This is a genomic window from Blautia sp. AF19-1, assembly GCF_003479155.1.
GTDB lineage: Bacteria > Bacillota > Clostridia > Lachnospirales > Lachnospiraceae > Fusicatenibacter > Fusicatenibacter saccharivorans.
In genome coordinates, this window is the sequence record NZ_QUGQ01000001.1 from 211,485 (window position 1) to 233,917 (window position 22,433).

The 22,433-nt window shown below is 47.7% G+C and carries 16 protein-coding genes; 6 read left to right on the forward strand and 10 right to left on the reverse strand.

From position 1 onward, the window contains the following. Nucleotides 1-29: 29 nt before the first annotated feature. The 5 genes from DWX26_RS00910 to DWX26_RS00930 all read right to left on the reverse strand — a co-directional run bounded on the left by DWX26_RS00910 (nucleotide 30) and on the right by DWX26_RS00930 (nucleotide 6,289). Nucleotides 30-1,232, reverse strand: coding sequence for a class I SAM-dependent rRNA methyltransferase (locus tag DWX26_RS00910; protein ID WP_117760780.1), 1,203 nt, complete (start codon nucleotides 1,230-1,232; stop codon nucleotides 30-32). 136 nt (nucleotides 1,233-1,368) lie between these two features. Next, entirely contained in the window at nucleotides 1,369-2,277 is a 909-nt protein-coding gene (locus tag DWX26_RS00915; RefSeq protein ID WP_243030452.1) for a radical SAM protein, read from the reverse strand. A gap of 89 nt (nucleotides 2,278-2,366) precedes the next feature. Next, a complete protein-coding gene (locus DWX26_RS00920) occupies nucleotides 2,367-3,242 on the reverse strand; it encodes a methionyl aminopeptidase (RefSeq protein WP_117509270.1) in 876 nt (291 codons plus the stop codon). A gap of 190 nt (nucleotides 3,243-3,432) precedes the next feature. Next, entirely contained in the window at nucleotides 3,433-4,851 is a 1,419-nt protein-coding gene (locus tag DWX26_RS00925) for a GH32 C-terminal domain-containing protein (protein ID WP_117509271.1), read from the reverse strand. A 4-nt stretch (nucleotides 4,852-4,855) separates the two neighbouring features. Further along, nucleotides 4,856-6,289 carry a glycoside hydrolase family 32 protein gene (locus DWX26_RS00930; RefSeq protein ID WP_118600563.1) on the reverse strand — a complete coding sequence of 478 codons (1,434 nt, stop codon included), beginning with the start codon at nucleotides 6,287-6,289 and terminating at the stop codon, nucleotides 4,856-4,858. A gap of 181 nt (nucleotides 6,290-6,470) precedes the next feature. On the opposite strand from DWX26_RS00930, the gene DWX26_RS00935 reads away from it, so the two are divergent. Beyond that, entirely contained in the window at nucleotides 6,471-6,899 is a 429-nt protein-coding gene (locus DWX26_RS00935; protein ID WP_022461386.1) for a hypothetical protein, read from the forward strand. A 283-nt stretch (nucleotides 6,900-7,182) separates the two neighbouring features. Then, complete coding sequence (locus tag DWX26_RS00940; RefSeq protein ID WP_118600565.1) at nucleotides 7,183-8,946, forward strand: Na/Pi cotransporter family protein; 1,764 nt, start codon at nucleotides 7,183-7,185, stop codon at nucleotides 8,944-8,946. A gap of 221 nt (nucleotides 8,947-9,167) precedes the next feature. Here the strand turns inward: DWX26_RS00940 and glgD are convergent, their stop codons facing one another. The 3 genes from glgD to DWX26_RS00955 all read right to left on the reverse strand — a co-directional run bounded on the left by glgD (nucleotide 9,168) and on the right by DWX26_RS00955 (nucleotide 14,420). Beyond that, nucleotides 9,168-10,310: a glucose-1-phosphate adenylyltransferase subunit GlgD gene (glgD, locus tag DWX26_RS00945; protein ID WP_022461388.1), complete on the reverse strand. Its 1,143-nt coding sequence runs from the start codon at nucleotides 10,308-10,310 to the stop codon at nucleotides 9,168-9,170. After that, complete coding sequence (locus DWX26_RS00950) at nucleotides 10,304-11,512, reverse strand: glucose-1-phosphate adenylyltransferase (protein WP_022461389.1); 1,209 nt, start codon at nucleotides 11,510-11,512, stop codon at nucleotides 10,304-10,306. The genes glgD and DWX26_RS00950 overlap by 7 nt, the downstream gene beginning before the upstream one ends. A 292-nt stretch (nucleotides 11,513-11,804) precedes the next feature. Continuing rightward, nucleotides 11,805-14,420, reverse strand: coding sequence for a glycoside hydrolase family 3 protein (locus DWX26_RS00955; protein WP_118600567.1), 2,616 nt, complete (start codon nucleotides 14,418-14,420; stop codon nucleotides 11,805-11,807). A gap of 322 nt (nucleotides 14,421-14,742) precedes the next feature. On the opposite strand from DWX26_RS00955, the gene DWX26_RS00960 reads away from it, so the two are divergent. Beyond that, entirely contained in the window at nucleotides 14,743-15,147 is a 405-nt protein-coding gene (locus DWX26_RS00960; RefSeq protein WP_117801750.1) for an amino acid-binding protein, read from the forward strand. 177 nt (nucleotides 15,148-15,324) lie between these two features. Here DWX26_RS00960 and DWX26_RS00965 read toward each other — a convergent pair whose 3' ends face one another. Together DWX26_RS00965 and DWX26_RS00970 are read right to left on the reverse strand one after the other, a co-directional pair. Next, the gene (locus DWX26_RS00965; RefSeq protein ID WP_118600569.1) at nucleotides 15,325-16,704 is read right to left on the reverse strand and encodes an MATE family efflux transporter; all 1,380 of its coding nucleotides are present in this window, start codon (nucleotides 16,702-16,704) and stop codon (nucleotides 15,325-15,327) included. Nucleotides 16,705-16,726: 22 nt separating this feature from the next. Further along, nucleotides 16,727-18,049: an APC family permease gene (locus DWX26_RS00970; protein WP_055219502.1), complete on the reverse strand. Its 1,323-nt coding sequence runs from the start codon at nucleotides 18,047-18,049 to the stop codon at nucleotides 16,727-16,729. A gap of 299 nt (nucleotides 18,050-18,348) precedes the next feature. On the opposite strand from DWX26_RS00970, the gene DWX26_RS00975 reads away from it, so the two are divergent. The 3 genes from DWX26_RS00975 (at nucleotide 18,349) to DWX26_RS00985 (ending at nucleotide 22,320) form a co-directional block, all read left to right on the forward strand. Then, complete coding sequence (locus tag DWX26_RS00975) at nucleotides 18,349-19,884, forward strand: aminotransferase class I/II-fold pyridoxal phosphate-dependent enzyme (RefSeq protein WP_118600571.1); 1,536 nt, start codon at nucleotides 18,349-18,351, stop codon at nucleotides 19,882-19,884. Between the two features lie 364 nt (nucleotides 19,885-20,248). Continuing rightward, nucleotides 20,249-21,040 (forward strand): hypothetical protein, encoded by a 792-nt coding sequence (locus DWX26_RS17020; protein WP_243030454.1) that lies wholly within the window; start codon nucleotides 20,249-20,251, stop codon nucleotides 21,038-21,040. Next, nucleotides 21,010-22,320 carry a bifunctional diguanylate cyclase/phosphodiesterase gene (locus DWX26_RS00985; RefSeq protein ID WP_242856423.1) on the forward strand — a complete coding sequence of 437 codons (1,311 nt, stop codon included), beginning with the start codon at nucleotides 21,010-21,012 and terminating at the stop codon, nucleotides 22,318-22,320. The genes DWX26_RS17020 and DWX26_RS00985 overlap by 31 nt, the downstream gene beginning before the upstream one ends. The last annotated feature ends 113 nt before the right edge of the window (nucleotides 22,321-22,433 follow it).

Here is a 22,433-nt window from a genome sequence, read left to right on the forward strand (position 1 = left end):
TTTCGGCGCTTCCGGAAGAGGAAGAATTTCTATTTTTCATCCACCACCTGGAATATATAGAATTTCAGGTAATAGGACTCATCCGCCGCCCACAAAATTGGATGATCCGGGGCCTGGGTGCGGTATTCTACCTGACGAAGGCGTTTGTGGACGTTGTGAGCCGCCTGGTTGATGGTTTTCGTGAAGAGTTCGTAGTCCATAAAGTGGGAACACGAACAGGTGCACAGATAGCCACCGTCTTTGACCAGTTTCATGCCGCGCAGATTGATTTCACGATATCCCTTGATTGCGTTTTTGATGGAGTTTCTTGATTTTGTGAAGGCCGGCGGGTCAAGGATAACGACGTCGAATTTTTCTCCCTCTTTTTCAAGACGCGGCAACAGTTCAAAGACATCCTCGCACACGAAAGATGCTACGTTTTCCAGACCATTTAAGGATGCGTTTTTCCGTGCCTGCTCTACGCCGAGCTCTGATGCATCAACGCCGATAACTTCCTTTGCTCCTGCATATGCCGCATTCAGTGCAAACGATCCGGTATGGGTAAAGCAGTCGAGCACTCTCGCGTCCTTGCAGAGCTTCTGCACAGCCAGACGGTTGTATTTCTGATCCAGGAAGAAACCAGTTTTCTGGCCGTCCTTGACATCGACGAGATAGTGGACACCATTCTCGACGATTTCCACGCTGGTGTCAAACGGCTCGGAGAGAAATCCTTTCACACGCTCCATGCCCTCCTGCTCACGCACTTTTGCATCACTTCGCTCAAACACGCCGCGGATCTTAACCCCGTCAGCTGCCAGAACCTCCTCCAACAGGCGGATGATCGTCATTTTCATTTTGTCGATACCGAGTGCCAGCGACTGAACGACCAGCACATCGGAGAATTTATCCACTACGAGTCCCGGCAGGAAGTCTGCCTCGCCAAAGATCAGGCGGCAGCTTGATGTGTCTGTCACTTTTTTGCGGTATTCCCAAGCATCCTGCACTCTTTTTCTCAAAAATGCTTCATCGATTTCCTGGTCGATATTTCTTGTCATCATACGGATGCGGATTTTGGAATGCTCGTTGATGAAACCTCGTCCCATCGGGTATCCGTCGAAGTCGCGCACCAGCACGATATCTCCGTTTTCATATGCTCCTAAAATCGAAGCGATCTCATTATCAAAAATCCAGGCTCCGCCCTGCTTTAAGGCGCGGCCCTCTCCTTTTTTCAGTGTTACAACTGCGTTGCTCAAAAGTTTTTCCTCCTTAAAACAATATAGTTAGTCATATCTAATCATGGACAAATGTGTTTTGCTTGCATTCTCAAAACCGCGCTTCCAGCGCTTTTTGCTACTGCGCAGCTCCTTTTTGCACGAGTGAACTATAACGTCAGATTCCTCTTCCATCAAACTCCGGAATGAAACTCTCCTCAGCCACCGGGCCTTCCTGTAAAAAGGCGTTGGTGACGCCGAGGGAAAACGTATAGTCCAGCAGACGCTCATACTCCCGTTTTGTCGTTTTCCGGTTCAGCGGACTTATGTTTTCCACCTGCGGAAGCGGCGTGTACTGGCTCATGAGGCTCAGCCAGACGGTATCGCCGTACGTCTCATAGACGTATTTTACCACAGCTTTTGCATTTTTTACAGCACCGGGCAGCAATAAATGGCGCACAATCACACCTTTTTTCATCAGACCATTCTCATCGAATACAGCCCTGCCCGTCTGACGCACCATTTCCGCCAGCGCCCGTTTTGCTGTTTCCGGGTAATCTTCTGCCCGCGAGTACGCTTTTGCAAGGGAGGGAACCATATATTTAAAATCCGTCAGGTAAATATCGATCAGCCCATCCAGGGCCTGCAGGGCTTCCACGCTCTCATACCCGCCGCAGTTATAGACAATCGGTACGGTAAGTCCCTTCTCTTTCGCCAGAAGAAGTGCTTCCCGGATCTGCAGCACGTAGTGGCTCGGCGTCACGAGATTGATGTTATTCGCATTCTGCGCCTGCAGCTCCAGAAAAATATCCGAAAGCCGCCCGATCGAAATCACTTTTCCGCTCTCCATCTCCGCAATATGATGGTTCTGACAGTAAACACACCGCAGATTACATCCGGAAAAGAAAACCGTCCCCGACCCCGTCGTCCCGGAAATACACGGCTCCTCCCAGAAATGCAGTGCAGCCCGCGCCGCCGCAACCCCGGAGGGCGCCTTACAATATCCCGTCTTTCCATGCTCCCGGTCCGCTCCGCACTTCCGCGGACAAACCCGGCACCGGCTCATCTCCAGTTCCAAATCCTGCATCGTATTTCTCCCTTTTCTCTTTAGAAAAAAGCCGTGTCTCCGGAAAATAGTTCTTCCACAGACACAGCTTTCATATTTCTATGCGTCAATTAATATGCCAGAATTTCATATCCATCTTCTGTTACCGCAACCGTAACCTCCCACTGGGCTGACGGTGCGCCGTCCTCAGTGTAGACAGTCCAGTCGTTGTCGGAGTCGATGAAGATTTCATCGGTTCCGAGATTGATCATCGGCTCAATGGTGAATACCATACCCGGTACGAGCAGCATTCCGGTATCTCGTCTTGTGACATAGCTGACGAACGGATCCTCATGGAACTCCAGACCGACGCCATGGCCACCGATATCACGGACAACTTTATAGCCCTGGCTCTGGGCAAATTCATTGATTACCGCGCCGACATTGCCGAGGCGGTTGAACGGGCGTACTTCAGAGAGTCCAAGCTGTACGGCTTTTAACGTATCTTCCACCAGCTTCTTCGAAACATCATCTACATCGCCGATGCAGAACATACGGGAAGAATCGGAAAAATATCCCTTATAAATAGTAGAGACATCGACATTGATGATATCTCCGTCCTGCAGAATCTCCTCCTCGTTCGGAATGCCGTGGCATACAGCATCGTTGATCGAAGTGCACACACTCTTCGGAAATCCTTCGTAATTCAGAGGTGCAGCGATTCCACCGAGCTCCTTTGTCTTCTCCGCAACGAGGCGGTCGATATCCTCGGTACTCATGCCTGCATGAATGTTTTCGGCCACATAATCCAGAACTGCAATATTGACAAGACCGCTTTCACGAATTCCATCGATCTGATCCGGTCTTTTGATAATTTTCTTCGGCGGAATTTTCCATCCCTTTAATTTATAAGAATTGATTTTCTCATCCAGCGCCAGATGGCAGTCTTTGTACTTCTTCCCGCTGCCGCACCAGCAGGGATCATTTCTTCCAATTTTTTTCAGCATAATGTTCTATCCTCTTTCTGAACGCGGAACGACAGATCCGATTTTCTGTCTCCCGCTGAAATTCATATAACTCCTCTACTACTTTACCACACTCCGGCAAAACTGCAAGCAAAAGTTCCCAAATGAATAACTCTCTCAAAAGAGACCCTCCGCCGGATTCCGCATGCGGACGGCGCGTGCAGTAAGGTTATTATGCGTGAAAAACTTTTATATCCCGAAATACCGCTTTCCCATCCGATGCATACAGCCCGAAGCATCCGCCCGTCTGATCATACATCCGTGTTCCAAGCGCAATTTTGCCATCCACATAAGCTTCCAGAATCGTACCGTCTGCAATCACATCGACATGAAAGCTTCTTCCCGTTGATGACGGCAGCGGCCGTTCCAGTTCCACCTCATATGGGAACATCTGTCCGCCCCGCTCTGTCATGCGGACTCCGGATTTAAACTCGATCCGGCGGCGGCCAAAATCAATCAGAAGATAATAACCGACCGTAAATGTTTCTTCGACATGCACGGCAATTCCAACGCTCGGACAATCCCCGTCCACTTCGACGTCAAAGGAAAGACGGCTCGTTTCCCCCACCGGATTCAGCAGCAGCGCACCAAAATCGTACGGTGCATCAACCTCTGCCTGGTTCTTTTCCAGCTTCCACTCTCCTGTCAGTGCCTGCATCTGAAGCGGTTCTTCCCATCCCACGGCTTCCAGCACCTGTGGAATCGGCTTCACAAAAAGATCGCCATTCTCATCCTGCCACAGCTCATGCACCACCAGACTGCCGCCCCAGTCCCATGTATTACAGTCTTTTCCGGGATATCCCGGCGGATCAAAATTGTGCTCGTTGACTTCTCTTGTCGGATTCCAGCCGTAAACGTATCGGTGAACGCCATCACTTCCCGTCTTTGCCGCATAAAAAGCACGCGTGTCGAACGTATCAATTTCCGGCGTCTGCCACGGTCCATACGGACTTCTGCTCTTCCGGTACATCGTCTGATAGCGGTCCGCATACGAAGAAAAGACGAGATAATACCAGTCTCCCATCCGGAAAAAGTCAGGGCACTCAAACGCACACTGTGCATTCATCGGAGCATAGAACGGCTCGCAGTAGTCCCAGTGATGCAGATCCTTCGATTTGCACAGACCCACACAGCCTCTCCTCGTCGTTTTTCCTTTTTTCTGCGCCGCAAAAATCATCCACCAGCAGTTTTCCTCCTCACTCCAGAAAACAAACGGATCCCTCCAGTGGATCGGCTCATAGATCACATCATCCGATGCGAAGCGGTCCTCCGGGATTTCCGTCCACACATCCAGATCGGTGCTGACGGCGTGATTCATGTAGTTCTTCTCTGGCAGCTTCTGAAAGGTACAGTAAAACATGTGATACAGGCCATCCACTTTGATCACAGAACCCGTGCCGCCCACAATTTTTGTATCATGCTCCGTATAATGAATATGATCTGTCGTGCTCAGCATCACCCAGCTGTCCTGATGCTGTTCATCCCGGTTCGCACGGTAATTGCGAAGATAAAACGGTTTAAAAACACCATTGTCATAATAGGGGATCACATCACCCAGCACTGCCTTTTCCGGTCGAAAATAAAGACTCATCCGCTCACCCTCCCATCGTTGTCAATTGAATATTTTCAAAGCGCACCTTTCCGTCAGATACAGCAAGACCAAACTTCCGGTCGTGCAAGTCATACGCGCGCACACTGAGAGCCGTTGTTCCGCCCACATAGACTTCCATCACAGACTCATCGATATAAATTTCCATGGAATACGTTTTCCCCGGAATCAGTTCCAGCGGCCGCTCCAGCTCGACATCGTACTGGAACGTCCATCCGCCCTGCTCATGCATACGGATTGCGCTCTTGTACTCCAGACGCTGCCGCTTCGGATCTAAGTAGAAATAGTAGCCTCTCGCAAACTCCTCATCCACCTGCAGTGCCACGGCAAAACGCTCTGTTCCTTCCGAAAACGTGAAATCAAATGCCAGACAGCCCTGATGCGGAACATCGTTTTCACTGAGTGCAGACGCATAAGCATACGGCGTATCAACAACGGCAGATGTTTCACCAATCTCCCACGCGCCGTTCATCGGTGCCCACTTTACGTCATTTTGAATGGTCAGAACCTCTTTCAGCGCCGGATTTGGTCTTACCGCCAGTGTGCCGTCCTCCCGTGCATAAATTTCATGCGGAATCAGCGTACCGCCCCAGTCATATGTTTTGTAATCGTATCCCTCGTGGTTCGGATCCGGGTCGAAATTCCAGGTGTTCTGTGTCCTTGTCGGATTCCAGCCGAACAGATACCGGTGGTTTCCATCCCCGCAGCTTTTTGCCGCGTAGAACGCACGACCGTCAAAGGAATCTGTTTTCGGGCGTTTCCATGGTCCATGGCAGGAACGGCTCATGCGGTAAATGGTCTGGAAACGGTCTGTGAACTGCGAAAAGATCAGATACCACCAGCCGTTTTCGTAAAACATATCCGGGCATTCGTATGCCGACATGCTCGCATGTGGTGCATACAGCGGCTCACAGCACTCCCAGTGGTGAAGATCGGCAGATTTACATAAGCCTACACAGCCGCGGCGGCCTGTTTTTCCCTGGCTCTGCGCGCACAGCAGCATCCACCAGCTGTTTTCTTCCTCATTCCAGAACACGTATGGATCGCGCCAGTCGGTCAGCAGATAGATCGTTTCGTCCGGTCCGAATGTTTCTTCTTCGTGTTTCGTCCAACTGTCCAGATCACGGCTCGTCGCGTGGCAGACGTACTGCCGCTGCGGATTCTGTTCAAAGACGCAGTAATATAAATGGTAAATCCCATCTGCCTTGATGACAGATCCCGTTCCTCCCAGAATCCCAATCGCCGTCTCCGGCCCGTAATGCACCATATCTTTTGTGTTTAGCAGATGCCAGCCGTCTTTCCTGTCGCTGCCGAAATATGGATTCCAGTTTTTCAGATAAAAAAGGTGGAATTTCCCATCTTCATAATAAGGAATCACATCGCCGACACGGGCATGCTGCGGGGTATAAAATAACTGCATATTTTTTTCTTCTCCTTTCCGTTTTTCTGCGGTTTTTCCCGCTTTTTCGTACTCTTTTTCCGATGCTTTTATTATACTTTTTCCCCTGTAAAATTACAATTAAAATCAGGTATATTTGCCCCGATTTCCGGCAATACTTTTTCATGAAACCACCAAAGAAAGTAAGAAAGGAAGATGCACGATGAGTGGAGATGCAGAGCTTTTAAACTTTATTTACCAGAACTCCCAGATGGGTGTCGACACGATCCGGCAGCTCATTGGAGTCGTTGAGGACAAAGACTTAAAAGAACATCTGAAAACCCAGTTTCAGGGCTATGAGGAATTTCATCAGGCGGCAAAGGAGCTGCTGAATGAACACGGCTACGATGAAAAAGGCCTTGGCATAATGGAAAAAGCACGCACGTATTTTATGATAAACCTGCAGACTATGACGGATCCGTCCGTCTCACACATTGCCAGCATGCTGATTACCGGAAGCAGCATGGGCATCGTCGAGGCAATCCAGAAGTACCGCCAGTATGAGGACGCGGATCCCAAAATCCGGGATCTGATGGATAAGCTGCGAAAATTTGAAGAATACAACATGGAAAAGTTAAAAGATTTCTTATGAAAATCATATTCAGCCAAACTACCCGCATCTGCAGATCCTGCGAGTGGCAGCTTCTTTCGGATGCAAAGGAATCGAGAAACGATCCGGTACCGGCACAAAACAGTGCCGCACCGGATTTTGAGTTGTTTTGACCGTTTTACAAACTTTACATACATTTAACACAAAACTGTTTTTAGATGTGTTATCTTCTAAATGTAGGTTTTTTCTCGAGTAAGACCTGCAAAACGTGTATCTATTGTTAAAACCACGAAAAGAAAAAGAAAATTACGTAAAGGGAGAAATTATGGACATTTTTGGAGTGTTATCCTTTGTCGGTGGCCTTGCCATGTTCTTATACGGCATGAGTGCCATGGGCGATGGCCTGACCAAACTTTCCGGCGGTAAACTGGAATACCTGCTGGAAAAGCTGACATCAAAGCGGATTATGGCAGTTCTTTTAGGTGCCGGTGTTACCGCAGTTATCCAGTCCTCTTCTGCAACTACTGTTATGGTTGTCGGATTCGTAAACTCCGGCATCATGAAGCTGAACCAGGCAGTCGGCATCATCATGGGCGCCAATATCGGTACCACCATCACTTCCTGGATCTTAAGTCTTACCGGCATTCAGGGCGACAATGTATTCATTAAAATGCTGAACCCGTCGTCCTTTTCCCCCATTCTTGCAATCATCGGCGTTTTTATGCTGATGCTGGCAAAGAGCGATAAAAAGAAAAATGTCGGTACCCTGTTAACCGGTTTTTCCATTCTGATGTTTGGTATGCACACCATGAGCAGCGCTGTATCACCGCTCGCAGATGTACCGGAATTCACGGGACTTCTCGTAAAATTCTCAATTCCGGTGCTCGGTGTTCTTGCCGGAACCATTCTGACCGCCGTGATCCAGAGTTCCTCTGCTTCTGTCGGTATTCTCCAGGCACTCTGCGCAACCGGTTCCGTCAGCTACGCCGTAGCGATCCCGATCATCATGGGACAGAATATCGGTACATGTATCACCGCATTGCTCTCCTCCATCGGTACAAGCCGCAATGCACGCCGTACCGCAATGGTTCACCTTTATTTTAACATTATCGGTACTGTTCTTTTCCTGGTTCTCTTCTATGGAATCAATGCCTTTGTACATTTTCCATTCCTGGAAACCTCGGCAAATGCAGCCGGCATCGCAATCGTTCACTCCGGCTTCAATATTTTCGCAACACTGATCCTGTTCCCGTTTGCAGACGGACTGGTCAAACTTGCGAAACTGACCATTCCGGACGGACCGGAAGAAAAAGCAGACGAAGCTGTTCAGATGCTCGATACCCGTTTCCTCGACAGCCCGGCTTTTGCTCTGCAGCAGTGTAAAGTTGCAGCCGCAAAAATGGCAGAACTGACCGAAACCGGCCTTGTTACTTCTGTTGACCTGATGGCCTCCTACAACGAGGCGGATGCGGAAAATGTAGATATTCTTGAGAAAAAGGTGGATCATTTTGAAGATGCCCTCGGCACATATCTGGTGAAGCTTTCCAGCGAAAAGCTTTCCCCGAAGGACAGCCAGACACTTTCCATGATTCTGCACTGCATCGGCGATTTCGAACGAATTTCCGATCACACCGTCAACATCATGAAAGCTGCAAGAGAGATGCATGACAAGAACCTGCAGTTCTCTTCTGACGGAGCCGCAGAGCTTGCTGTTTATGGAAAAGCAGTCAAAGATATTGTCAGCCTGACCTTCTCCGTTTTCAACAATGAGGATGTAAAAAAAGCAAATGAAGTGGAACCACTCGAGCAGGTGATTGACAGCCTGAATTCCAGCCTGAAGAACCACCACATCGAACGGCTCCAGAGTGGAAAATGCACGATCGAGCTTGGTTTTATCCTTTCCGATGTGATGACCGACTTCGAACGGATTTCCGACCACTGCTCCAACATTGCCGTCTGCGTCAGCCAGATCCACAGCGGATCCTTTGATACACATGAGTATCTGCATGCATTAAAGAAAGAAGAAGAATTTGAGACAGAATATAAAGAGCTGAAAAAACAGTATCAGCTGCCAACGCTGAAAGCCTAAAAACAGACTGTACTGTAACCATAAGCTGTACAACCGGGAATTTTTATGGTAAGAATCTTCCCTTCCTTAGGCTATCACTGTTTTGTTTTATTACCATATCACAGATGCATTACTCAATCTACTATTTTTCTCTGAATTTTTCCAAAAAATACCGACTGCCCATCAATATTGATATATTCTACATTGGCAGTCGGTATTTCTATTTCATTCTATTCTTTTCTTTATACAACCTGATCCTTCGCAATAAATACCGGGAAGGAATCGGTTCCTTTGAGCTGTTTTCCTTCAGATACCGTAACGTATTTATCAGAAACAACGTACTCAATCTCAGCGCCTGCTTCAATCACGGTATCCTGCATCAGAATGCAGTTCTTTACTTTTGCTCCCTTGGCTACCTTGACACCACGGAACAAAATGCTGTTTTCGATTTCGCCTTCGATCACACAGCCGTCTGCTACCATCACGTTTTTCGCTTTTGATCCGTTGATATAACGGGTCGGATTGTCGTCGCGGACTTTGGTATAGATCGGGTTGCCGGAGAAGAGACTATCCAGATTCTCATCTTTTAAGAGCTTCATGTTCTCATCAAAATAGCTCTTCATATCGTCGATTCTTGCCTGATAACCGGTAAACTCATATCCCTGAATGTTCAGTTTCTCCGTTTGCGGTGCCAGAACATCACGCTCAAAGAATTTATTTCCAAGGACAAAGCCTTTTTTGATTTCGTCGATCAGAAGCTTACGCTCCATCACGTAGATATTCATCGATACATTTTGTACTCCGTGTTCCTCTGAGTTTACAAAAATCTTGCTGATCTTCTGTCCTGCCATGGAGAAGGTGTAGTGCAGATAATTGGTTTTCTCGTAAGAGCTTCTGACGCCTTCCGGAATCGGCTGCTTGGTATAAGCTGCAGTAACATCTGCGCCGCTTTCGATATGCTGATTCAGCATCTCTTTGAAATCAAAATTGCAGGCAATGTTGGTATCTGCCATAACAACGTATTTTTCTTTCTGCCATTTCAGGAAATCGAGAACATTTGCCAGTGCTTCCACTCTTCCGGAGTACACCTGAATTTTCTTCTCGGAATAAGGCGGAACAATGTTTAAGCCGCCTTTTTTTCTGGCAAGATCCCACTCACGTCCGGAGCCGAGATGATCCATCAGCGAATGGTAATTTTTGCGGACGATAATGGATACATTTCCGATTCCGCAGTTTACCATGCTGGATAAAATAAAGTCCACCATGCGGTAACGGCTGGCAAAAGGAATGGAGGCCATCAGACGCTCGTTTACCAGATCCGGTACCTGCTCATCATAGCTGTTTGGGAAAATGATGCCCAGTGCATCTGCATTTGCGTTTACCATTCTTCTTCACCATCCTTTACATTTGCATTTACCATTGCATTTGGTCCTACTTTGGCACGCTCACCGATATGGATTCCGGATCCGATGGTGGCAACACCTTTTTCACCGTCATGCGGCATTTCTCCTACCACGGCATTCTGGCCAATCACAACGTTTTCCGCAACGATACAGTGTTTCACGACTGCTCCGGATTCGATCACGGTTCCTCCCATGATAACGGCATCTTCTACTTCTGCGCCCTCTGCAACCTTTACACCGGAGAACAAAATCGAACGTTTGACATGACCTGCAATACGGCAGCCATCGGTGATCATACAGTTTTCCACAACGGCGGTTTCGGTGATCTTATGACCTGTTTTTCCGCTGTTTCGGCTGTAAATCTTCCAGTCATTGTCAAACAGGTTGATTCCGCTGTGTTCCGGATCGAGGATTTCCATGTTTGCCTCCCACAAGGAGGAGATGGTTCCTACATCTTTCCAGTATCCGCTGAAGTGATAAGCGTACATATTGCGTCCGTCTTTTAAAAGATTCGGGATGATGTTGTTTCCGAAATCATTCGAAGAATTCGGGTCTGCCTCGTCCTCAATCAGATATTTTTTCAGGATATCCCAGTTAAAAATGTAGATACCCATGGATGCCAGATTGGATTTCGGCTGTTTTGGTTTTTCCTGAAACTCGGTGATTTTGTCATTTTCATCTGCCACCATAAGTCCGAAACGGGATGCCTCCTCCCACGGCACTTCCATAACCGCAACGCTGAATTCTGCGCCCTTTTCCTTATGGAAGCGGAGGAAATCGCTGTAGTCCTGTTTGCAGATCTGGTCTCCGGAAAGGATGATGACGTACTCCGGATCGTAGCTCTCGATGAATGGAATGTTCTGGTAGATGGCATTTGCAGTTCCTTTATACCAGTCAGAACCTGAGGCTTTCTGATAAGGAGGCAGCACGTGAACACCTCCATGGAGGCGGTCCAGATCCCACGGCTGGCCGTTTCCTATGTACTCATTTAACACCATTGGCTGATACTGTGTCAGAATACCTACGGTATCAATTCCGGAATTTACGCAGTTAGAAAGTGGGAAATCGATGATTCTATATTTTCCGCCAAATGGAACTGCCGGTTTTGCAAGCTTCTCGGTCAGCGCATAAAGGCGAGATCCCTGACCTCCGGCAAGAAGCATTGCTATCATTTCTTTTGCCATAATCTATCCCCCTGTTTTAATAGATGCATTCATTATAACACACTATTTGCTCTATGGACAATCTTTTTGTGCATTTTTCACTATTTTTTACCGATTTTATTCTGTATTTTTCTCCAGTTTTACAGTTCTTTCGTGAGCTTTTTACATTTTATGCCACCAAGCTGGGCTTGCAGATTGCGGAAATCGCTTATCTCTTGCAGTCACAGCCTTGCTCCTTTGACCGTACAAAAAGCAGCCCCGCAAAGCCTTATGGTAAAGGTCTGCGGGGCTGCTTCTATGTTTTTTTGATTTTTTATGCTTTTGTAACGGTAACTGCCTCTTCGAGATCGAACTGATCACCGTATGGTTTGCAATCATCATAGGCGAGGGACTGCAGAACAACATTCAGAATGCGGTATGCACAGGTCTGAAGCTGTCCAAGCGGCAGAGTTCCGTCTGCAACAGATGCTACAATTTCCTGACGGTTTCCTTGCTGGCCAGGCATCTGCAGATCGTTTCCTGCAAGAACACACTCTCTTGAAGTGGAATGTCCATATTTCAGGTTATATTTGTAAGCGAACAATCCGCTCATGTCCTCTGAGGTTCCCCAGTCGGTCATGACATAGCCTGCGAAGCCCCACTCATCTCTTGCTGCTGCGGTCAAAAGGTCGTGGCTGTTGGCAGTATGCACACCGTTTACCAGGTTGTAGGAAGACATAATCGTCATCGGCTGTGCTGTCTTGACTGCGATTTCAAAGCCCTTCAGATAGATTTCACGCATTGCGCGCTCGCTGATGTGCTCATTGACGTACATACGGTTGTCTTCCTGGTTGTTGGCTGCAAAGTGCTTAATGCTGGTTCCGATTCCGGCATGGGACTGGATTCCTCTGGTATCGGCTGCGGCGCACATACCTGCCACCAGCGGATCTTCCGAGTAGTACTCGAAGTTTCTTCCGCAAAGCGGATTTCTGTGAATATTCATGCCAGGCGCCAGCCATACGGAAATGTGGAATTCTTCCATCTCTTTTCCGACGATATCACCGCATTTCTGGATCAGATCCATGTTCCACGATTGCGCAAGAAGCGCTGCTACCGGGATTGCGGTGCAGTACTGGAAATACTCCGTGCCGCCTTCCGGAACTTCGATTTCATTTTTGTTAAACGCATCTTCCAGAGGATTTCCGGAGGATACCATCTTTCCGTCTGCATCAACGACAAAGTGCGGAATCAGACGAAGACCGGCCGGACCGTCTGCAAGAATCGTATTGTAAATACCTCTGTCCTCAAGAAGAATGGAAGTCGTATCTCCCGCTGCTCCAGGCGCCATATCGGAAGAAGATCCGATAAATCCTTCCTGGCCAAGTCCGTCTGCAGTACCATTGCAAACGGCAGCCATCTCTTCTACGGTCAGCTGCGATACGAGATCTTTTAACGTCGCTTTTCCGCTCTTTACATCTGCCGCGGTCAGCTTCTCTCCCTCATAAGCCGGGAATGCTTCCGGTGTCTCACTGTAGACAACAGTCTCCGTCTTGATGCATTTGCTGCAGATATCGATCTGTTTTGCAGCTGCTTTTTCTTCTGCCTCACCTTCATAGCTGTACGGTGTTACGCCTGCTTTGGAGAGTTCCTGTGGAGCGTCATCTGCAGGGAAGAGATTCTTTCCCTGAACCGTAACAACGGTCTCTTTGAGATTCAGGGCTGCTGCCACTTTCGTTGTTCTGGAGCTGTTGCCGACACGGATGTAATACGTTCCTGCCTCGAGTACCCATGCTGCTTTTTTCTCATCGTAGGAAGCCATAGATCTCGTCGGGAAGGAAATGGTAATCGTCTGGGACTCACCCGGCGAGAGCAGATCGGATTTTCCGAAGCCGCCAAGCTCCTGATACGGTTTCTCAATCGTGCCATCCGGTGCGGAATAGTAAACCTGTACGACTTCTTTTCCGGCGAATGCATCACCAATATTCTTTACGGATGCGGTAACGGTAACGTTCTTGGCATCTGCCTCCACGTCCCTTACTTCCGTCTCAAAATCAGTATAACCTTTGCCATAGCCGAAGCAGTAGTTCGGGGTTACGTTGAAGGTGTCAAAATAACGGTAGCCGACATAAATGCCGTCGCTGTAATACTCATCGTTGGTGTCACCGTTGTTGTGGCTGAAATTTTTTGAGGACGGATAGTCTTCATAGGAAGCAGCCCATGTATCAGTCAGCTTTCCGGATGGGATGCTCTTTCCGAGAACAACGTCTGCAACGATGTTTCCGGTTGCATTTCCGGCCTGTCCTGCAAGAAGAATTGCATTCAGTCCTTTGATTTTCTTTAACTCTGTGGTGTCTACAAGGTTCGCAATATTCAAAATTAAAACTGTTTTCTCATAATGCTCTGCCAGATAGGCAATGTCAGCGAGCTCGTTTTCGCCGAGCAGATAATCGCATGCTCTGTTATAGCGGTCTGCACCTTCACCGGAGTTTCTTGACAGAACATAGATAGCGGTATCGGTGTCCTCTTTTTCGGTAATTACCGGCACATCAGGCTGTGCAAATACTTCCGAGAACATAACAGCAAAAATCGGAACGTGAAGCTCCTCTGCTTTTTTTGCCAGCTCTGCCTGATATGCAGCCTGCGCATCTGCAAGCACTTTGTCATATTCATCGAGCCATTTACCAGTCAGAATTTCAAAGCCGGCCTCTTTTAAGCCCTGTTCGATCGTAACAACCGTTCTTGTGTTAACGTCTCCGGAACCGGTACCCCCTTTTACCGTGTGGCGGACGCCGTTACCATAAACTGCGACTTTTCCTGCACCGGCAAGCGGCAGGGTTCCGTCGTTTTCAAGAAGTGTCATACACTCACCGGCCAGTTCACGTACCAGCGCGGAATGTTCTTTTTCTCTTGCAGATACTTCTCCTGTTTTTGATGCATAAAATGTTGCCATAATTCTAATACCTCCCAATAATAAATTCACATATAGCGCTTATATTGTAACGCATTTTTCGTCATTATGCAAAAGTTTTTTCACCCGTTTTCTCATATTTTATTTGTATTTTGTGCATTTTCTCTTATTATCCGACTTTTCTGTCTTTTTTTCGCTCATTGATTTCTTTTTTTATTTTTTTATATTGATGCTTTTATTCTATTAATTTTCTGTAAACGATACGCTTTTTTACCTTTTTTTCGTCTTCTTTTACAAAATTCGTTGACGCGTTTGATTTTGGCAGTATAATGGAATCAGAGATCAATTTTAGGAGGCCCCCATTATGTTAAAACAACTTTCTATTTTCGCAGAAAATAAAAAAGGCACGATGCAGCAGATCACACAGATTCTGTTTGAAAACGACGTCAATATTTTAGGTTCTGTCAACAACGACAGCGCAGAGTACGGCATTGTCCGCATGGTCGTTTCCGATCCGGATAAAGCAGAGCAGGCGCTTCAGGCTGCCGGTTACATGACACGCCAGACAGATGTACTCGGTGTCGAGGTAGTTGATCAGCCGGGCAACTTAAATTCCCTTCTGAAAACACTGCTTGAGACAAATATCAGCATCGACTATATCTATCTCTCCTTCAACCGCGAGTCCGGCTGCCCGATCATGGTGTTCCATGTACCGGATGTGTACGAGACAGAAGCAAGCTTAAAGAGCAAAGGATATACCGTTCTTTAAAACTTTTGCACTATCCTTTTACGGTCTGATCATACCAGTTTCCGATCCGTTATGCTATAACCATTCTGACTTTCCGCTGTTGTTTCTTTGACTCTTGCAGCACAGTTAGAGCGTGTTTGAAAAAGACATCTGGCGAAGTGATTTTTCACCCCTGCAGATGTCTTTTTTCTATATCATCTATTCTTTTTCTTCATCCTCAAACAGGTGATCCCGCGTAATGTTTTTTGCCCACAGTCCGCTCTTATACCGTTTCAGAACCCACGGCCATTTTACAAACTCGTCTGTACACAGCAGGAAATAAACCACAAGGACAGGAAGCTTGAAGACAAACGCTGCAATAAATCCAAGCGGCACCGCGTAGCACCACATATCAATCGTATCACAGACCAGTCCGAACTTTGTGTCACCTCCGGCACGGAATACTCCGGCAATCAGCGTCGTATTGACGGCCGCCCCCATAATATAATAGGTGTTAATCAGCAGCATATATTTCAGATAATGCATCGCGGTCTCATTTAAAGAGGCAAACTTCAGTACAAACGGCGTGATACCCAGTACAACCAGTCCGCCCACAGCTCCGGTAACAACCGTCAGCTTCAGCAGTTTAGACGCATATTCCTTCGCCTTTTCCAGATTTCCTTCTCCCATAACATTTCCAAGCAGAATACCGCCCGCACTTGCCACACCAAAGCACAGCACAGTTCCGATATTTCTTACAACGACAACGAGCGAGTTTGCCGCTACCGCATCGCTTCCCAAATGCCCCAGGATCACAGAATACATCGAAAATGCAACGCCCCAGGAAAGATCATTTCCAAGCGCCGGAAGTGACAGCTTCACAAAATCGGAAAACAGCAGCTTGTTGCGGATGAACATGTACCGCAGATCGAGCTTGATATCCTTACTCATAATCGATACAATCACACAGCCGATCAGTTCAATGACACGCGACATCGCCGTTGCGATTGCAACACCGGTTGCTCCAAGCTTCGGAAATCCGAAGAGACCAAAAATGAAGCATGCGTTGAAAAATACGTTCAGTGCGAATGCCATCATATTCATCGCCATGCTGATCGTCACACGGCCGAGGCTTCGAAGCACCGCAAGATAGATCTCCGTAATGCCCCAGCACAGGTAGGTCACACCCATGACGCGCAGATACGAAGCACCGATCCGGATCAGTTCCGCATTATCTGTAAACAGACGCATCATCATCTGTGGCATGGTAAAAGCAATTCCTGCCACAACGACGGAGATGATGACGGAGAATCGAAGTGCGATTCCCTCGACAGTCTGAATTGCTCGCATATTGCCTTTTCCAAAGTACTGGGCACACAGAAGTGTTGCTCCTGTTCCCAGTCCGTAATAAACCATAAATAATACATTTGCATAGTTGGATGCCAGGGATACCGCGGAAATAGCGGACTGTCCCACGTAGTTCAGCATCACGACATCGGCAGAGTTGACTGCCGCGCTTAAAAGATTCTGAATCACAATCGGCAGAACCAGCTTAAAAATCTGGCTGTAAAAGCCCTGCTCTTTTGTTGTTGCCCTCATGTTTCTTCTCCATTTCTCTTCTTTATTTGTCTTCTTTCTTTTCCTGTTTTGCCTTCACATACGGGTATCGGACCTGCGTGTAAACAAACATCACCAGAATATAGATGCCGCATGCGATCGCCGCTGGAACGGTAAGATCCGACAGATTGACATACGAGGTTCCGATCATCAGAATGCCGATGAAAAACAGCAGAATGTGAAGTGTCCGCTTTTTCATACAAAACGCAGATTTCTGATACTCTTCCGGGAAGATATCCGGCAGACGCCAGCAGGCCAGGAGTACCATAAATTCCGTCACCATATCGGTTCCGACACCCATGTTGGAAATCAATGTCAGATCCATTCCCGTAAGGATCGGAATGGCGCCCATCAGGAAAAAGACCATCAGAAGGATCGCCGGAACACCGTTTCTATTCTCCTCCGCGGTTTTTTCCGGCAGCCAGCCCTGTTTTGCGGCAGCCTGCAGTCCTCTTGTCACCCAGCTCAAGGTTCCGTTCAGGGTGGTAAGCAGCGCAAATACGGCACCACCGAACACGAAAAACAGGTACAGCCAGGTTGGAAAAATCTCCTGTGCGACAAGCGTCAGATTCTGAAATGCGACCGTTTCGACCGGAAGCACGCCGCCTGCCACGATACCGATCAGCACGTAGAATACAGCAACGATACTCGTGGAAAGCACGATAACCTTTGGAATCGTGCGGGACGGCTCCACGATATCATCTCCGTTCTCCGCAACGAATTTTGCGCCTCCGCACGCAAAACTTAAAAGCGCTACGCCTGTGAAAAAGTTCTTCGGACCGTTCGGCATCAGGTTGGATACCGTCGGTGTCAGGGCATCCCAGCTCACCTTGGGCAGACCGAATACAATAAATAAGAACAGGCTCAAAAGCAACAGCACAACCATGCCCTTTTGCACCAGTGCGCTCGATTTCAGTCCGATGAGATTGACGGCGGTACAGATTACAAGTGCTGCCATTGCGACAGCCGACTCGCCAAACTGTGGAAAAATCGAGCAGAAATAGCTCGCAAAGCCTTTCGCGTACGTTGCGATCAGAACCTGGCTTAAGACAAACATCGCAATGTACATAAAGCCGGCTTTTTCACCCATCAATCGTCGGATGTAAGTAAAGCCGGCGCCTGATGACGGGATTGCGGACGTCAGGATGATGAACGGTACACAGGTGATAATGGCAAGCACGGCACCTAAAATAAACGCTGCGGCAATGCCGTGTCCTGTCAGACCGATGACGATTCCCGTCAGTACCATGATGCCCGAACCGATGATCTGTCCGATCGCAAGTCCCATACAATCGGAAAAATTCAGTTTTTTATGACCTTCCCCCATACATTTTCCTTCCTTTCTCTCCCGTTTCTATTGGCGGATCCCAACAGAAACGCATAGCATCCTATTTTTTTATTCTACCGAAATCTCATCGTTTGTCAATTTGCAAAATGCGCAAGGTTTAACGCTTTACCTGTACAGAATAGACAATATTATAATTGAACTTGTTTCGCTTTAATTTTGAACTTTTCAACATTTTTACAATTTTCAGTTTTTCTATTGAACTTTTTTCTTGTCCATGCTACAATAAGCACAGTTTTGAACTTTTTTTTATTTTGTATTCTATCTTAAGGAGATTTTCTATGACAAACGAAACCTTTTCCGACCGTCTGAAACTAGCCATGCAGGCGAAACAGTTCAAGCAGGTCGATTTGATCCGAGCGGCCCAGCGGCGCGGTGTGAAGCTTGGAAAAAGCCATGTCAGCCAGTATGTCAGCGGAAAAACGGTTCCGCGCTCCGACATTCTTCACTTTCTGGCCGATGTGCTCCAGGTCGATCCCGACTGGCTGCTTGCAAAAGATTCCACAGTAAACTATACGGCAGATACGGTTTCTGATTCGACAGAATCTTGTTCTGATCCATCTGCTGCTTCTCTTTCCCAGAAAAAAACAGGAGGTTCCCCTATGCGAGAATTTAAAAAATCATCAAAACTCGACAATGTCTTATATGATGTCCGCGGACCTGTCGTAGAAGAAGCCAACCGCATGGAAGCGTGCGGCACGCAGGTTCTGAAGCTGAACATTGGAAATCCGGCTCCTTTTGGTTTCCGTACCCCGGATGAGGTCATCTACGACATGAGTCATCAGCTTACCGACTGTGAGGGCTACTCTCCTTCCCAGGGACTTTTCTCCGCAAGAAAAGCAATCATGCAATACGCACAGTTAAAGAAACTGCCAAATGTTTCTATTGATGATATTTATACAGGAAACGGCGTCAGTGAGCTGATCAACCTCTGTATGTCCGCTCTTCTGGATGACGGGGATGAAATCCTCATCCCATCCCCGGATTACCCTCTCTGGACTGCCTGCGCAACGCTGGCCGGCGGAAAAGCCGTCCACTACATCTGCGACGAACAGTCCGAATGGTATCCGGACATCGATGATATGCGAAAGAAGATCACCGACCGCACAAAAGCGATTGTTATCATCAATCCGAATAACCCGACCGGTGCACTCTATCCGAAAGAGGTACTGCAGCAGATTGTCGAGCTTGCCAGAGAACATCAGCTGATCATCTTTTCCGATGAAATTTATGACCGGCTCGTCATGGACGGTCTCGAGCATGTTTCTATTGCATCCCTCGCACCGGATCTGTTCTGTGTCACCTTCAGTGGTCTTTCCAAATCGCACATGATCGCAGGCTTCCGTATCGGCTGGATGATCTTAAGCGGAAATAAAGCTATCGCAAAGGACTATATTGAAGGGCTCAAAATGCTCTCCAACATGCGTCTCTGCTCCAATGTTCCGGCACAGTCCGTTGTCCAGACCGCTCTTGGCGGCCACCAGAGTGTCAACGACTACATCATTCCGGGCGGACGGATTTACGAGCAGCGCGAATACGTTTACAAGGCATTCTGCGATATTCCGGGTATCACCGCAGTCAAACCAAAAGCTGCGTTCTACATGTTCCCGAAAATTGACACGAAAAAGTTCAATATCACAAACGACGAAAAATTTGCTCTCGATCTGCTGCGCGACAAAAAACTTCTGATCGTCCACGGCGGCGGCTTCAACTGGGGACAGCCGGATCACTTCCGCGTTGTTTACCTGCCGCGAATTGAAGTTTTAAAGGATGCGGTTGAAAAGATCACCGACTTCCTCTCTTATTATCATCAGTAAAATTCTGATCACTTTTTTCACAGAGCTCCACCGGAAATACCACCTTTTTTTCCGGCGGAGCTTTTTTCCTTTACCGGATTCTTTCCTGCTGCATTACACTTCACCGGTACCCGGCAAACAACAGGTAACTTTTCGTTACTGTTCACTCAGCAGTGAAACACTTGCTGTTTCGCTGCGTAAGAAAGTGATTCAGGCGTGAGCAGCCCTCCTTTTGCGAAGCAAAACTTTAAATGAGGGCTGCGAATGTTACAGTTCGCTGGGAACCAGTGAACTGTAACAACTTTTCTGTTCCACGGCTTAATTTCGATTGCGGCTCCTGTTCCTTTATGTTATAATTCTTTCAAATCAAGTCACAACCTTTCTTTTGAGTTCTATTCTCGCTGTATCGCTTCTTGGCGGATGCCGCGCCTCCGACAAACCCGTTACGCTGACCGTATGGACGTATTACAACGGAGATCAGTTAGCTTCCTTTGAACGTCTTGTTGAGGAATTCAATACAACGATCGGAAAAAAAGAGCATATTACGGTCGAAGCCTCCAGTCAGGGCAGCATCAATGACCTGGAAAAAAATGTTCTCGATGCCGCCAAAGGAAGGGTTGGTGCCCTTGCCATGCCAAATATTTTTTCCGCCTACGCCGATACCGCCTATACGCTTGAGCAGATGGGACAGGTCGTTGATCTTTCCCCTTATCTTACAGAGAAAGAAAAGGCTGCCTATCTTCCCAATTACCTGGAAGAAGGTGACTTTTCCGATGACGGCAGTATCCATATTATTCTGACAACCTCCACAAAATTCCTGCGTATCATGGAAATGGCAAGTATTGAACTGGGTGGCTATGAGATGCGTTTTGATCTCAACACGGTCTATGTCACAAAGAACTTTTTCCCATGCTCAACCTTCCATCTGAAGATGTCTCCGGGCTTTCCACCCGGTATTTCCAGCAGATGCTGCGTGAATTTGACCAGACACATTCTCATACCGTATGGGTCGGACATTCTAAGGTGTATGAAATTTCATTTTCTGACGGAACAATCCGCTACATCCGTATGGAGACCTCCCGCGAGGGCTATGCGCAGATCGGACTTGTCGAAGATTTTACCTCCGTTATGCTGGAACGGCAGCGCATGGAGCACGAGCGTGATTACGATGCATTGACCGGTCTCTACAATCGACGCGCGTTTCAGCGGGAAAGTGAAGCTCTTTTTGAGCATTCGGAAGTTCTCGGTCACGCTGCCCTTCTGATGATCGACCTTGACAATCTAAAACGCACCAACGACACCTTCGGCCACGACTGGGGCGATGCCTATATCCGGCAGGCAGGACAGTGTTTTATCTCCTCTGTGCCGGCTAAAACGCTCTGTGCCCGTATTTCCGGCGATGAATTTAATCTTCTGTTCTACGGCTACCAATCGCAGGAAGAAATTCGAGCACTTCTGCAGAATCTTTCCCTTGCGGTTTCAAATACAGCCCTGGAGCTGCCAAGTGGTCGTAAACTGCCCCTTCGCCTTTCCGGCGGAGTTTCCTGGTATCCGGAAAACAGTACAGATCTGTCTACGCTGAAAAAATATGCGGATTTCGCAATGTACCAGGTAAAGAAAGCAGAAAAAGGGTACATTACCGAATTCGATCTGGAGCTTTTTACAAAAAATGCAAAGGAAACCGAGATGCGCCGCCTGTTCCATAAAATGTTGAATGAAGAGCTGTTTACGTATTACTTCCAGCCAATTGTTTCCGCCACGGACGGCAGTATCTACGCCTACGAGGCGCTGATGCGCGGAAATCTCCCGGCACTTACTCGTCCGGATCAGATCCTGCAGCTGGCTCACGAGGAAGAGTGCCTGCATGAAATAGAACGTCTGACTATGTTTCTCTCTGCAAAATCCTATGCCACATTCCTCTCCACCCATCAGATACGCGGTGATGAGCTTCTCTTTGTCAATTCGATTGCAAGCCAATACATGAATCACGACGAGGCAGTGGCTTACGTCGAACAATACAGCTTTCTTCAGGATCGGATTGTCATTGAGATCACAGAGGAGGATTCACCGGATCTTACAGCTCTGCTGAAAAAACGTGAGATGCCGGGATTTTCCGGTGTATTTGCCCTGGATGACTACGGCAGCGGCTACAGCAATGAAAAAACGCTTCTGGAGCTTGCACCGGCGTATATCAAGCTAGATCTTTCCATCATCCGCGATATCGACTCCGATCCGGACAAGCAGCAGATCGTAGAAAATATTGTTTCCTATGCACATCAAAGAGGCATGAAAATCATTGCCGAGGGTCTGGAAACTCCAGCTGAACTTTTGAAGGTACTGGAACTGGATGTTGATCTCCTGCAGGGCTATTTTCTTGCAAAACCGTCCGCTGTTCCGAAACCTGTCAGTGCAGAATCCGTTGCTGTCATAGAACGCTTCCGGAAGCATCTTGCGTAATTCCACCTCTTCCTGCAGCGTCCTTTCAAATCACAGCATCTATGTCTGATCTGCTGCTTCGAAACAGATACCGGTCAGCGACCCGGAGCGTATCTGAGCAATCATCCCTCAAA